General features: G+C 64.8%; 14 protein-coding genes and 4 tRNA genes. 5 read left to right on the top strand and 13 right to left on the bottom strand.

Annotation, left to right across the window (positions count from 1 at the left end):
- Window positions 1–89: 89 nt before the first annotated feature.
- The 5 genes from IEX97_RS04525 to IEX97_RS04545 all read right to left on the bottom strand — a co-directional run bounded on the left by IEX97_RS04525 (window position 90) and on the right by IEX97_RS04545 (window position 1963).
- Window positions 90–728: a hypothetical protein gene (locus tag IEX97_RS04525; RefSeq protein ID WP_229776392.1), complete on the bottom strand. Its 639-nt coding sequence runs from the start codon at window positions 726–728 to the stop codon at window positions 90–92.
- 723 nt (window positions 729–1451) lie between these two features.
- Window positions 1452–1526: transfer RNA gene (locus tag IEX97_RS04530), tRNA-Cys, on the bottom strand.
- Between the two features lie 70 nt (window positions 1527–1596).
- Window positions 1597–1671, bottom strand: a tRNA-Gly gene (locus IEX97_RS04535).
- Window positions 1672–1731: 60 nt separating this feature from the next.
- Window positions 1732–1807: transfer RNA gene (locus IEX97_RS04540), tRNA-Phe, on the bottom strand.
- An 81-nt stretch (window positions 1808–1888) separates the two neighbouring features.
- A tRNA-Ala gene (locus IEX97_RS04545) sits at window positions 1889–1963 on the bottom strand.
- Between the two features lie 665 nt (window positions 1964–2628).
- Between IEX97_RS04545 and IEX97_RS04550 the strand changes: the two genes are divergently transcribed.
- Window positions 2629–2976 (top strand): PepSY domain-containing protein, encoded by a 348-nt coding sequence (locus IEX97_RS04550; protein WP_229776393.1) that lies wholly within the window; start codon window positions 2629–2631, stop codon window positions 2974–2976.
- Between the two features lie 449 nt (window positions 2977–3425).
- Here IEX97_RS04550 and speD read toward each other — a convergent pair whose 3' ends face one another.
- Together speD and IEX97_RS04560 are read right to left on the bottom strand one after the other, a co-directional pair.
- Window positions 3426–3821: an adenosylmethionine decarboxylase gene (speD, locus tag IEX97_RS04555; RefSeq protein WP_188881406.1), complete on the bottom strand. Its 396-nt coding sequence runs from the start codon at window positions 3819–3821 to the stop codon at window positions 3426–3428.
- A gap of 239 nt (window positions 3822–4060) precedes the next feature.
- Window positions 4061–4726, bottom strand: a complete 666-nt coding sequence (locus tag IEX97_RS04560; RefSeq protein WP_188881407.1) for a rhomboid family intramembrane serine protease — start codon at window positions 4724–4726, stop codon at window positions 4061–4063.
- A 143-nt stretch (window positions 4727–4869) separates the two neighbouring features.
- Here IEX97_RS04560 and IEX97_RS04565 point away from each other — a divergent pair, with 143 nt between their 5' ends.
- The gene (locus IEX97_RS04565) at window positions 4870–5502 is read left to right on the top strand and encodes a hypothetical protein (protein WP_188881408.1); all 633 of its coding nucleotides are present in this window, start codon (window positions 4870–4872) and stop codon (window positions 5500–5502) included.
- Here IEX97_RS04565 and IEX97_RS04570 read toward each other — a convergent pair.
- On the bottom strand, window positions 5477–6607 hold the full coding sequence (locus IEX97_RS04570) for a glycosyltransferase (protein WP_188881409.1): 1131 nt from the start codon (window positions 6605–6607) through the stop codon (window positions 5477–5479). The genes IEX97_RS04565 and IEX97_RS04570 overlap by 26 nt on opposite strands.
- Before the next feature lie 348 nt (window positions 6608–6955).
- Between IEX97_RS04570 and IEX97_RS04575 the strand changes: the two genes are divergently transcribed.
- Window positions 6956–7795, top strand: a complete 840-nt coding sequence (locus IEX97_RS04575) for a zinc metalloprotease HtpX (protein ID WP_188881410.1) — start codon at window positions 6956–6958, stop codon at window positions 7793–7795.
- Between the two features lie 74 nt (window positions 7796–7869).
- Here IEX97_RS04575 and IEX97_RS04580 read toward each other — a convergent pair whose 3' ends face one another.
- From IEX97_RS04580 to IEX97_RS04595, 4 genes are all read right to left on the bottom strand, one after another.
- Entirely contained in the window at window positions 7870–9072 is a 1203-nt protein-coding gene (locus IEX97_RS04580) for an ABC transporter permease (protein ID WP_229776395.1), read from the bottom strand.
- Window positions 9072–9758: an ABC transporter ATP-binding protein gene (locus tag IEX97_RS04585; protein ID WP_188881412.1), complete on the bottom strand. Its 687-nt coding sequence runs from the start codon at window positions 9756–9758 to the stop codon at window positions 9072–9074. The genes IEX97_RS04580 and IEX97_RS04585 overlap by 1 nt, the downstream gene beginning before the upstream one ends.
- Window positions 9755–10813 carry an efflux RND transporter periplasmic adaptor subunit gene (locus IEX97_RS04590; RefSeq protein WP_188881413.1) on the bottom strand — a complete coding sequence of 353 codons (1059 nt, stop codon included), beginning with the start codon at window positions 10811–10813 and terminating at the stop codon, window positions 9755–9757. Before IEX97_RS04590 ends, IEX97_RS04585 begins: the two co-directional genes overlap by 4 nt.
- Window positions 10814–10999: 186 nt before the next feature.
- Complete coding sequence (locus IEX97_RS04595; RefSeq protein WP_188881414.1) at window positions 11000–11515, bottom strand: hypothetical protein; 516 nt, start codon at window positions 11513–11515, stop codon at window positions 11000–11002.
- Window positions 11516–11816: 301 nt separating this feature from the next.
- On the opposite strand from IEX97_RS04595, the gene IEX97_RS04600 reads away from it, so the two are divergent.
- Both IEX97_RS04600 and IEX97_RS04605 read left to right on the top strand, forming a co-directional pair.
- On the top strand, window positions 11817–12182 hold the full coding sequence (locus tag IEX97_RS04600; protein ID WP_188881415.1) for a hypothetical protein: 366 nt from the start codon (window positions 11817–11819) through the stop codon (window positions 12180–12182).
- Between the two features lie 120 nt (window positions 12183–12302).
- Entirely contained in the window at window positions 12303–12722 is a 420-nt protein-coding gene (locus IEX97_RS04605; RefSeq protein WP_373289404.1) for a CBS domain-containing protein, read from the top strand.
- A gap of 73 nt (window positions 12723–12795) precedes the next feature.
- Here the strand turns inward: IEX97_RS04605 and IEX97_RS04610 are convergent, their stop codons facing one another.
- Window positions 12796–13182, bottom strand: coding sequence for a phage holin, LLH family (locus tag IEX97_RS04610; protein ID WP_188881417.1), 387 nt, complete (start codon window positions 13180–13182; stop codon window positions 12796–12798).
- Between the last annotated feature and the right edge of the window lie 21 nt (window positions 13183–13203).

Raw genomic sequence — 13203 nt, forward strand, 5'->3', positions numbered from 1 at the left:
TCCGCGAATACTTCCAAACATCCATCGGCATCTTTGGAATCCATGACGTGGTAATACACCGCCGGCGCATCATCAAAGACGACGCGCATTTAATCCACCCCCAAGCCCTTGTCGAAGATTTCCTGTCGGAGTCCCTTCAACCAGTCCTTCTCCGCCCCGTCCGCCTCGAACAGCGCCTGCGCCGTGTACGGCGGGATGTACACCATGTCCGCGTCGATCCGCACGTACCGGTCCGCCGCGGGCTTCTCCCGCTTCGGCCGCGGATAGAAGTCCGTGCAGCACCGCCCAATCGGCGCGTCCTCGCCGGTTCGCTGGTAGTACGCCGTACACAGGCCGCCCCGCTCGTCTTGTATGAAGTACCGGCAGCTCCCGCAGTGGCCCTGCTGCGCCTTGCGCAGCGCCGCGTCGCCGCGCAACACGAACACGTCCGCGCGCTCCATCACGATCAGCGCTTCGTTCTGGATGAGCGACCGGATGAGCGTCCGGTCGTTGAACAGGTTCCACTTTACCGGCTCCTCGTCGCCCCACTCCATGTCCTCGTACTCCGCGGCTTCCTCGGGATCGGCGTAAGGCGGCGGTTCGGTGTTGTCGAGCAGTTTCACCGGCCCGTACATGATCCACGACCGGACGCCCTGCATCGTGAGGTCATGGTGCAGGGGCTTCACAATCTCCAGCCGCATCAGCGCCTTCGTGATCTCGTCGTCCGTGTCGAAGTGGGAGGAATCCATCACGTGCGTCCGTTTACTCTGTCAGCGAAATGGCCTTATCGAACTTGTCGATGATCTCTTGCGGCGGCAACGGCGTGCCGCACTTGGAGGGCGGAATGTTGATGGAGTCATTCGGAGGAATCATATTCGCGTTCGTCAGTTCCGCAAAAAAGCTGTGCCGTAGAAAGGTCTGAGGGACGGATCAAGCAAGAGTGCTTCCGTGAGAAGGCCCAGGAGCCGCGGCGCAATCCCCAGCGTGCGCTCGAACGTGAAGAGCGGCGTATAGTACTTGCGCCACGTGTTGCCCGCTATCCACCACTTGCCGTTCGCCTCTTTCCATTGAAATGTTTACGAGTCGTTGTATGTTGTGATCGCAAGCCGTACGACAGCCCGACACCGGCCTAGGAGCGTGTCCAAGTATTCGATTTTCCTGTATAAAATGCTCATGGAACTGTATATCATCGCTGTTTTTACTCAGCATTTCGCATGTACATGCAATAAATTTGATTACTCGGACACGCTCCTAGTGGACACGGGCTATACAATGTGATACCACCTCAGGAACGATGCGGTCTCCTCCGCGTCCTTCTGCAGCGAACAACCGGCCAAATCGGTAGCCTGCTTCAAAAACCAAAAACCCAAAGACAACAGTTTCGATACCCGAAGGGTAGAAAAATGGTAGAAGCGATTAAAAAGAGCGGCCTCCCGGACACCCCGAAAGGCCGCGTCACACTTGCATTTTTCTGGAGGCGCCACCCGGATTCGAACCGGGGAATCGAGGTTTTGCAGACCTCTGCCTTACCACTTGGCTATGGCGCCAAAACAGCCCGGCAAGCGTCATCAGACCCCGGCAACCGCGCCTGTGATCCACCGGGCCTTCGTCAACATCTGGAGCGGAAGACGGGATTCGAACCCGCGACCCTCGCCTTGGCAAGGCGATGCTCTACCCCTGAGCCACTTCCGCGCATTCCCAGTATTCTCAGCGTGATGACCGCTTCCATCACACGTTACAGCGGCGAACGCTTGGTGGCTCGGGACGGAATCGAACCGCCGACACGAGGATTTTCAGTCCTCTGCTCTACCGACTGAGCTACCGAGCCACGACTTCTCAGCCCGATGCGGGGATCAGCGCGAACAGCGAGACGGCGGCGCGGCGGCATGGTCGCCGCCATCCACTGTCATGGTGGAACCGATGGGACTCGAACCCACAACCCCTGCGCTGCCAGCACAGTGCTCTCCCTTTGAGCTACGGTCCCGCAGAATCCATTTGCCTGCCTCCGCATGCGCTGGGCAACCAATGAGGCACAGCGAAGATGAGGCGCAGCGAACGTGTTTGATTATACTCCATGTCTTTCGTTGGGTCAATACCTGTACTTTCCAATTCATCGCCACCATCCATCACTTCGCCGCTTCAATGCAGTGTCAACGCCAAACATCACGTTCGCCACCATACATATTCGCGCCATACATAACTTCCTGTTCCGTCAGCCACACTGGAAGTATGGTCACTCATGCCTGCGATGTGACACAGTCCCAAAGTGTGGCAACACAACTGGAGGAAACAGCCAGACACCACAGAGGACACAACCAAAGGAGGAACGCTCGTCCCATGATCCTCGCAAAACCCTTTCCCGCTTGGATCACCGCGGCCGCATGCAGCCTGGTCATGCACCTTGCGGCAGGAGCCGTCTGTGCCTGCGCGGCCGTCCCGGCCGATCCCGCCTCACAGCCGCGGGTTTATGCCTCGGAAACGAACACCTTTGCCTCCGCCAATTACACTGGTCCTGCCGGTCTCGACGGTCCAGCTGATCCCGCCTTTTCAGCCGATCACGCTGGTCCATTCGAGCACGCCGGTGCCACGGGCGCACCGGTCTGGCGCCCGCGGTCAGCGCGGCCGCTGCCCGCTTCTGCAGCCCCTTATTTGACACCTGGAAGCGACCACCTGCACCATTTCGAGATCCGCTCCAGCGTCCAGGTCCCGCGCGAAGCGTTGCGCGAGGCCTATGAAGCCAGCCGGGCGGCGTACACGCAGAAACTGGCGCGCTTCGCCAAGTGTACCCCGTCGGATGCCGCCAAAGCCGTTGCGGCTGCGCACCCGGGGATGAAGGTGGAGACAGTCCAACTGCGCAACATCCGCACCAACCTGGTCTACGTCGCGATTGCGGAAGACGATGAGGACAGGTACCTCGTGATCGTGGACGCAGGCAACGGCAAAATCCTGCTCGACCGCCCCATTCCGACGCATCACGAACGCGTCTTCGCCGATTAAATATCCGGCCCGTCCACATGAAACATCCGGCCCGTCCATATGAAACGTCCGGCCCCACCCGCATGGTCTGTCACCCATGCGAATGGGGCCAAGCCAAGCATTCCATCCTGGTGATTCGCCGGCGCCAAACCGGCCGGCGCATGCCGCGTCAGACGCGGTTTTGCCAAGACACGAAGTGACGCCATGCTGGGTCGATGGATGGGGCTGCTCTCACTGGCACGGAATCTCGGCTGCGATCGCTCGCACGGCCGTCTGGCGAGCACTTCATTTCATTCCAGGCGCGAATGTCAACGACGGGCGCTCCGCAAGGCGTCTCCTGACACCCCGGTGCCGATGGCGCGGCCTGCGCACCCTGTGGTAAGATCTTCACAAAACCCCGCGATCCGCTGCTCTCATGTGCCGGTGCAGCATGGTACTTGGTTCAAATGTACCGGTGCAGACGCGCCGGCTCAGACCTGGGCGGAGAGGGCGCGGATCTTCACATCCTTCAGCTGGATGGGACCTACGCCGCGCGGAACCTCAATCGCATCGAGCTTCGTGGCTCCCAACGCCTTGGTGATGTATTCACACGCCACGTTCGGATCGATCCGGTCCCCGCAGGTGTACACGTCGATGCTGGCGTAGCCGTGTTCCGGAAAGCTGTGAATCGTCAGGTGCGACTCCGAAATGATGACCACACCGCTGACACCTTGGGGCGCAAACTTGTGGAACGCCACCTCGCGCACTTCCGCGCCGGCTTCCAACGCGGCATTGACCATGATGCGCTCGATTCCGTGCAGATCGTTGAGCTTTTCCGCCGGGCAGCCCCACAGTTCGGCGATGACGTGACGACCCATTGTGTCCATGACAAAACCTCCCCCTTTGAAAACAATGAAATACCGTGCCCACATCGGACACGCGGTACCTCACATTTCACCACGGGGGAAAGTTAGTCCTTAGAGGTCCTAACCCTTTAAGTGAAGGTTTGGTACCGTTTCTTGACATGCAGGCAAAGATTACGACGACTAGTATAAGACCTGCCCCGACAATTTGCAACAGGAAAATCGCCCAGGATGCAAGGAGCAACGAGAAAACCGGATCTCGTTCACGCTAGCACGGCGCCAAGCGCCACGGCGGTGAATCCAGCGCACAAAACGGCCATCGCGCGCACCCCTGTCCGCGGGAACCACCCGGCGTAGAGCGGCCAGGCCAGTCCCGCGCCGGCGACAAGGCCGCCGAGGTGAGCCGCCACGGCGACGTTGGGCGCCGCCCACCCATACACGAGGTTGACGATCAAAAGGGCAAGCAACTGGTTGCGCGCCGCCCGCGACAGGACACCGCGCAGCGCCAACATGAGCGCCGCCCCGAACACACCAAAGATGGCGGCCGAGGCTCCGCCGACCACCCCGTCCGGCAGGAACACCAGGCTGACGAGGCTGCCGGCGACGCCGGCCAGCCAATAGAGCGCGAAAAACGCCGCGCTCCCGAGCAGCACCTCCATGACAGCCAACGACGCCAACGATATCATATTCATCATGAGGTGGAGCAGGCTCATGTGGACGAACATGTCCGAGACCAGGCGGTACCACTCGCCTGCGGCGACCGCCGGCGCATAGAGTGCACCCGCGCGCAGCGTACCCTCCGGACTGAGCCCTGTCCAAGCCTCGACCGTGAAAAACCACACCACATTGATGAAGATGAGCGTCCAGGCCACCGGCGCTTGGCTTGCCCGGCGTACCATGGGGCGATCACGCAGCCTCCGCCATCTCATGCCATCCGCCTCCGCCTGCCATCCGCCTCTGCCGAGTCTGTCGGCATGGCCTGCCGCGAACCTGCCGCAAGCCTGCCGGAACAGCCGCGCCTCGCCCGGCACAGCGGCTGGCGCGCACATTCCGGGAAATGAGGGATCGCCACGTGCCCAAGTTGGCCATCGTCCGGCATCTGTTGGCCTTTTTGGCAGCCGTCCTCATCGTCAGCACCGCCATCTATATGTACGTTCTGTGGCGAAACCACGCGCCGCAACAGGTGATGGATGCTGCGGCCGGCCACATCGTGTACCAAGCGGCGGGGATGGCCATCGGCATCAGCCGGGCACCGGCAGCCGCCGCAGGGCGAATCCATGCGGAACCTGGGCAAGTCCCTGCAGCCGCAGGGCAAGCCGAAGCCATGACGGGCGCAACACGTGTCATGCTCTTGCGCTACACCGCCGACGGCGGTTGGGTCGTCGCCGGACAAGGGCGCGCAGTCTCCGTCCGCGCCAACCCCGGCTCCGGGGCGAAGGTCCAATTGGCCCTCATCCCGAACACCGCCGTCGGGCTTGCCGGCGCCTACTGGCTCTGCGCCTGGGCGCCGCGCGGGATCGACGCGATGGCGGTCGTCAATCCCGCCCACCCGCGCGCGACCGACATGTTCCGGTTTCACGCGGGCGGTATCATCGAGCCCGTCTCCCTGTTCCCCGACACCCTGTTGGAAGGCCGGCAAGGCAGCCGCACCGTGTTCCGGCTGCCCGCGGCGCGTGTCCTCACCGCCGGCACCCCGCGCGAATGACGTCCCGCCACAGCCGCTCGTACCCGTCCAGATATGCTCTGAGCATCGAATCCGGCGTGAAGCGCGGCAACACTTCCGCCCGGAATCGCTCCGCCAAGCGCCTGGCTTCCTCCGGGTGGCGGACCAATTCATCGATCACGCTGGCCAACGCCAGATCGTCCCCTACAGGGAAACAGCGTCCGGTCACCCCATCCTCCACCAGATACCGGACCCCCGGGATGTCCGAGCCGATGTTCGGGACCCCGAACCATCCCGCCTCGAGTAGGGCGGAGGGCACCCCTTCGCTGCGTGACGGCAGCACATGCAGGTCAATCCCGGCGTAAAACGGCCGCACATCATCCAGAAAACCGAGCAGGTGAACCCGGTCCGTCACGCCGCACGCCGCCGCCGTGTGCAGGATGGCTTCCCGCTCCGGTCCGTCACCTGCCAAGGCGAGATGGACAGCGGGACTCAGATGGCGCAAAGCCCGCACCGCGGTGACGATGTCTTTCACCGGATCGAACCGGGCGGCGATGCCGATGACCACCGCGTCCTCGCCGACCCCCAGCCGCGCGCGCAGGCGCTGGCGATGGAACTGGCGCGGCTCCGGCAACGGAGCGACCTCCAGCGCATGGGGGACCGGACACGTCCATTTCCCGGGGAAGAAGGAAGCAAACCGGGGGTGCACCACGAACACCCCGGATGCGGAGCGCAGCGCCGCCAGCACCAGCCGTGGATACACCGCCGACTTCCATCGCTTGCGGAGAAAGTCCTGGTACACGTCGCTGTGAATGGTCGAAGTCCACGGCACCCCTGTCCCGCGCGCCGCCAGGGCGGCGAGGACGTTCATCCGCGGTCCGTGCGCGTGCAGGAGCACAGGATGGGCCGCGCGGCGCAACGTGGCGCGTATTTGCCGCAGGACGAACATGAACCCGCCGGTCATGCGTACGGCCGGGATGGGCACCGCCTGCAGCCGGTCCGCCAACGGCCCCTCTCCTGCCATCAGGTACACAAACCGGTCCGCGGCGCCCGCCGCGACCGCCGCGCGCGCCAAGGTGACGAGGTGGGTGGCCGCACCGCCCCGCTCGTTGCCTGCCGCCAGGATGAAGATGCGCTGTGGACCCACGCCGCAGTCCTCCGCCGCGGACGCCCGGGAGGAAACCCGCCAAGCGCCCATGATAGTCGTCCCAAGTATATCGAAAGCCCCGGGCTCGTACAATGAAGCCAGGAGGCATCGCGTGGCCGCGCCGGCCGGCAGAGCAGAAAATTGCCGTAAAATCGCCACATCCCGCCGCAGCACGCCTTCCCCACCGGACGGGCGTGCCTGTAGAATAAGGATGAAGGCTCCGCAACCTGTTGCGCAAGCTGTCCTGGATACGGTTCGACGACGCGGCTCGACGCTGCGCAAATGACGCCGCGCAAAATGCGGCGTTGCGCGACAGGATGAGATGGAACCGGAGGTTGATGACGACCGATGAATTCCCTGAAAACATGGATTTTGATGGCTCTCTTGACCGTCATCCTGGTGCTCATCGGCCACTTCGTCGGCGGACCGCGCGGGATGCTGGTGTTCCTGCTCATCTCCGTCGCCATGAACTTCATCGGCTACTGGGCGAGCGGCAGCATCGCGATCGCGATGACCGGGTCGTACCCGGTGGCGGAGCACGAATTGCCCGAGGTGTACGCCATCGTCCGGCGGCTGGTCCATCGAGCCGGCCTGCCGATGCCGGAGATATATGTCACGCCTTCACCGCAGCCGAACGCCTTTGCGACCGGGCGCAATCCACGGCACGCCAAGGTGGCGGTGACGGAAGGCATCCTGCGGGCATTGACGCCGCGCGAACTGGAGGGTGTGCTGGCGCACGAGATTGCGCATATCCGCAACCGGGACATCCTCATCAGTTCGATGGCGGCCGTCTTGGCGGGCGTCATCACGTACATCGCCAACGTGCTCCAGTGGAGCATGTGGTTCGGCGGCAACCGGGATGAGGACCGCAGCAGCTGGCTCGGCGAAATCGCCACCATCATCCTCGCACCCATCGCGGCGACCATCATCCAGCTCGCCATTTCGCGCGCGCGGGAGTACAAGGCGGATGAGATTGGGGCGCGCCTCGTCGGAGACCCCAATCCGCTGGCGGACGCCCTCGAACGGTTGGAGTACTACGCCCATCAGATCCCGGCCGGATTCAATCCGGCGACCGCCCATATGTTCATCGTCAATCCGCTGCGCGGCGAGAGCATCCTGCAGCTGTTCAGCACCCACCCGCCGACGGCGGAACGTATCCGTCGCCTGCGCGCCATGCGCATCCTGTAAACAGAGGATGGCCCAAGCCGCACGATGGCAAGGTGATGACAAGGTGCCCGCTTCCGGCGCTGCCCGGAGCGGGCTCATTCATTCCGGATGGCGTCGATGGGATGCAAGCGCGCAGCCTGGCGGGCGGGATACAGACCGCTGAGAAAGCCGACGGCGGCGGAAAACACCACGCTGCCCGCCGCAGCCCACCACGGCACCGCAGCCGGAAAATGGGTGACGGCGCGCACCCCTATCACCCCGGCCGCACCGCAGAGGACCCCCAGCCCGCCGCCGATGGTCGTCACGATGACCGACTCCAGCAAAAACTGCTGCAGGATGTGCCGGCGCGTCGCCCCGAGCGCCATGCGGATGCCAATCTCCTGCGTCCGCTCCGCCACCGACACCAGCATGATGTTCATCACCCCGACGCCGCCCACCACCAGAGCAATCCCGGCGATGGCACCGACGACGAGCGTCAGCACGGTCGTCACCGCACCCACCGTATGCTCCAACCCCGCGAGCAAGCCGGTGCTGTCGGCAAAACCGTCCGGATCGTGATGGGCGATGTTCAATGCCAGGACAATCCGCCGCGCCAAGTCCTGCTTGTCGACGCCAGGTTGCACCTCGACGTCCATCTCCGTGATGGACCACCACGGAAACAGGTCGCGGCAGGTGGTGCCGGGCAGATACACCGCGTTGGCGCCGAACAGGCCGGTGAGCAGGTTGGCCTGGGTGGAGGCGGTGACGCCGATGACCTCGAGCGGGTGACCGCCGAGGCGGATAACCCTGCCTGTCGCGTGCGGCGTGCCAAACAGCGTGACGGCGAGCGGCTGGCTGATGAGCGTCACCGGGCGGTGGGCCGCCACGTCGACATCGGTGTACATCCGGCCTTCGGTCACGACAAAGTGCGCGATGTCCGGCAGAAAGCTCGGGCCCGCTTCCACGGTGACGTTGACGGAATGCCGCCCGGCGGCCACATTGGCTTCTCCGTACAGGGTGTAATACACACGCGCGACGCCGCGGAACTGACGGACCGTCGCGAAGTCGTCCGGCACAAACGCCAGCACCTGCCCGGGCTGGGGCAGCCCGGGCCGCACCAGTTCCGTCGGGATGATCTGGATGGTGCGCTGCAGGCGCTGGCTTTCAATCAGCGAAATCACGGCGGCTTGGCCGCCGACGCCCAACGCGACAATCACCATGATGGCCCCGACGCCGATGAGGATCCCGAGCATGGTCAAAAACGAGCGGAGCTTGTGGGCGGTGAGCGACGCCCACGCCGCGCGCACCATCTCCCCCATCATCCGCCCTGCACCTGCCTCTCGTCCGATACCACCCGTCCGTCGAGCAACCGCACCATGCGGGGCGCCATCCGGCCCACCTGCTCATCGTGCGTGATGATGACGAGCGTTACCCCTTCCCGGTTCAATGACGCCAGCAGTTGCAACACGTCCCGCCCGGTCGCGGAGTCGAGCGCACCGGTCGGCTCATCGGCCAGGATCAGGGATGGGCGGTTGGCGAGGGCGCGGGCGATGGCCACCCGTTGCCGTTGCCCGCCGGACAATTCACTCGGCAGGTGATCCGCCCGGTCCGCCAGCCCCATCTCCTTCAACAGCGCGAGCGCGCGCGCCCGCCGCGACCGGCGATCCACCCCGGCGTACACCATCGGCAATTCGACATTGCGCAGGGCGGACAGGCGCGGCAAGAGATGAAAGTTCTGAAAGACAAACCCAATCTCCCGATTGCGCACCGCGGCCAACTCCGCGTGGCTCATCCCGTGCACAGGGCGGCCGCGAAACACGTACTCGCCGCGGCTCGGTACATCGAGACAGCCGAGAATGTGCATGAGCGTCGATTTCCCGCTGCCCGACGGTCCCATGATGGCGACGAACTCCCCTTGCCCAATGGTCAGATCGATGCCGCGCAGGGCATGCACCGGTCCGGCCGGGCCGTGGTACGTCTTCCATACCCCCCTCAACGCCATCACGTCACCCGCACCGCCTCCCCGTTCACAAGCCCCGGCGGCGGATTGAGGACCACCGCATCACCTGCGCGCAGACCATGGACCACTTGGACCGCTGTGTCGGTGGTCAGGCCGAGCGTGACCGGCACCTCGCGCACCCGGCCACCCTGCACCACGAACACTGCATAACCGCCTCCGGCCGATACCAGCGCCTCATACGGGACGGCCAACGCACGCGCTGCCGCCGCCGTGCGGATGTGGACGTCGACCTGATAGCCGTACGGAACCGGAAAGCGGCCGCGCGGCAGGATGGTCACCGCGACCTGGCCTGCGGACGCGTCCCCTGCCGAACCGGCATACGGCGCCACGCTCGCCACGCGGCCCGTCCACGTGACGCCAGGAAAGCTGTCGCTCTGCAACCGCGCCAGCATGCCTGGCTTCAGGTGGACGGCGTCCACCTGGCCGACCGCCACCACGACCTGTTTTTCGTCGCTCGCGACCTCGAGGACGGGGGCCGGGGTGCCGTCCGCCGCCATGCCGTCGTCGTCCGCGATCAGCACGCTACCGTCGATCGCGGCGCGCACCAAGGTGGCATCATAGGCGGCTTGGGCCTGTGCCAGTTGCGCGCGCGCCTGCGCCAACTGGGTGCGTGCAGACTCCAAGGTGCCGAGAAACTGCGGCTTGAGCCCCGGTGGAGCCGCGCGGTATTGTGCTTGCGCGGAGTTGAACATGGCTTGCGCGCTCTGGTACGCGACCCGGGCGCTGGCGAGGGATGCCCGCTGCGCCGCATTGTCCAGTTGCGCGAGGAGCTGGCCACGGCGGACGTGATCGCCCGCGTGAACATACCATGTCGTCACGGGGGCGGGGAGCGCGGTTGGCATGAGGATCTGCCGGCGGACAGGCCGAACCGTGCCGGAAGCGAAGACGTCGCTCACCAACCGCTGCGGCCGCACGACCTCCACCGCGACGATCGGCGGCCGTGGGCGCAGCCAGAAGGCCACCGCGGCGCCCACGGACAAGAGGAGGAGGACAACCAATCCCCACCATCCCGCGCGCACACGCCGGACCTGCTCTACCATCTCCCATCCTCCCTGCCGACAGACTCACGCCTGCTGCTGCAGGCCGCGGCGGCGAAGGAACGGGGTGGCCGCCGCCGCACGGCCCGTTCCCCACCCAGTGTACAACGCCGGCGCGCAGCCATACAAAAGGCGGGAGCTGCACCTCCCGCCGTGCGTGTTTCCAGCGCAGCGCGCGCGCATGTTGGCTCAGACCAGACGCCCGTACGCGCTTTGCTCCGACTGACGGCCCACCACCTGCTGTTCGCCACGAGAGGCTGGCGCCGCGTTCATGACCGATTGCAGGGCGGCCGCATTCACCTGCTGCGCGGATTGGGCTGCGGATACTGCGGCTTGCGCCGCGTTGGACGAGGCCCACTGCGCTGCGCCCTGATGGCCGGACGCCGGTACAGCGGCGCTCACGCGCTGGACCGCCGCCGACACTTGCGCATCGGACGCCTGCGCGGTCATGCCGTAGGCCGGGGCCTGGTGCGCATAGCCTTGCCCATACTGGGCGGGGCGCTGCCCGTACGTGTTGTACGCCGGGGTGCGGTACGCTTGTCCGTACGCCGGCGCGGCGTACGGTTGCGCCGCCTGTTGCTGCTGTGCCATTTGCTGTGCCTGGCCGGTCACGGCGTTGAGTTTCATCTGGACCGAGTGGATCTCCTGGGAAATCTGCGCCACTTGGTTTTGCAACTGCTGCAATTGAGAAACAATCTGGTGCATCCTCGTTCCTCCTTCGCTTCAGCACAAGATTCGCGCGCACACCGGGCGCAAAAACGGTTTTCCCGCCGGCGCAGCGGAGCGGATGTTCCGGGCGGCGGACGATGGCCCACACCACAGCCCGCCGCCCGTCCTCCTCAAGGCTTAGCATGGATGGTTCCTTCGGAAGTATTCGCATCGTCCGCCGTGAGGAACGGCGGAGCATACCGCGCAGCAACAGGACATACATGTGGGAGTGGACACCGGCTCGGGTTCATGAGCCAGCCGAAGCACGGTCGCGCCCAGCGCGGGAAGGAGAAAGACGATGTACTCCGTATTGTACGACCGCATCTGCGGCTGGTTGTGCGTGGCGGCCGCGGTGACAGGCTGGGTGTGGGGCGGCGTGAGCCACTTCATGGCGATCACGCCGGCGGAGCGGCTGATCTACGCTGCGGCGGGAAGCCTGATGATCCTGGCGGCGCGCGGCCGGCCTCGTTATGCCGTGCTTTGTGCCCTCTGGCTGGGTATGGGGATCTTTTTGTGGGGACTCGCCGGGCTCGCCGGGTTAAACGCGAACGGTGTCTTTCGCACCACGGAGCCGCTTGAGAACGCGCTGCGCTTCGTCGCCGGAGGTTGGGGCATGGTGGCTGCGGTCGAGGACGCGTTGGCATGGCGCCGCAAAACCGCGTGACCGCCTGCGCGGCGGACGGCCAGGCATCGCATATCCGTGGCCGGCGGATGCATATTAAACGCGAGGTTCGTCCTCAGCACCATGATCCAAGGAGGCGGTACGGTGAAAGTCAAGGACCTGATGACCGCGAACGTCTCGTGCTGCCAGCCGAACGACACCATTCAACGCGCCGCGCAGTTGATGCAGTCCGTCAACTGCGGGAGCCTGCCTGTGTGTGAAAACCAGCGTGTGGTGGGGATCATCACCGATCGCGACATCGTCCTGAAGGCGGTCGCCGCCGGCAAAGACGTCCACACCAAGGTCAGTGACTGCATGTCGCGCAAAGTGATCACCTGTTCCCCCGACACCGACGCGCACGAGGCGGCCGACCTGATGGCGCAGCACCAGATCCGGCGCCTGCCGGTCGTCGACACGAGCGGCCGCTTGGTGGGCATCCTCGCCATCGGCGACCTGGCGACGGTGGACATCCACGTCAATGAAGCGGGAGACGCCTTAAGCCGCATCTCGGAGCGGACGCAGAGCCAGAGTGCGGTGCACTGACCCCCTGCCCGCCGGAACACACGCCCAGGCGACCCAGGCCGATGGACCGGGTCGCCTGGATGCACATGTACACCTACGCACCCGTGCCAGTCCCAGACGACTTCCCTGCTTGCATCGGGGCTGCCAAGGCTTTGGCCTCCGCCACTGCCACCTCGATGGCGGCACGGACCTCGTCCGGAGTGACGGCCAAACCCAGCCGCTTGCCGATGCCGGCCAGGTATTGAAGTGCGACGCTCAACTTCTCCTGACCTGTGGCGCCAGGGAGGCTCTGCTCGGCCAACCAATACGCTTCGCGTGCCAACTCGCGCAACAGCGCCCGCTCCTTGGCTGTCGTGTGCTGGACCAACCACCGCGCAACCGCAGGCTGCAGGCGGTGTGCGAGCACCAACAGGCTGATGACGACCAGTTGCAGCAACAGCAACGCAAGGTGTTGCAACACACTCATCCACAACGCGTTCACCGTCTCGCCCCCCGTCCCGAA

This window comes from Paenalicyclobacillus cellulosilyticus, from assembly GCF_014647315.1.
GTDB classification, from domain to species: domain Bacteria; phylum Bacillota; class Bacilli; order Alicyclobacillales; family Alicyclobacillaceae; genus Alicyclobacillus_J; species Alicyclobacillus_J cellulosilyticus.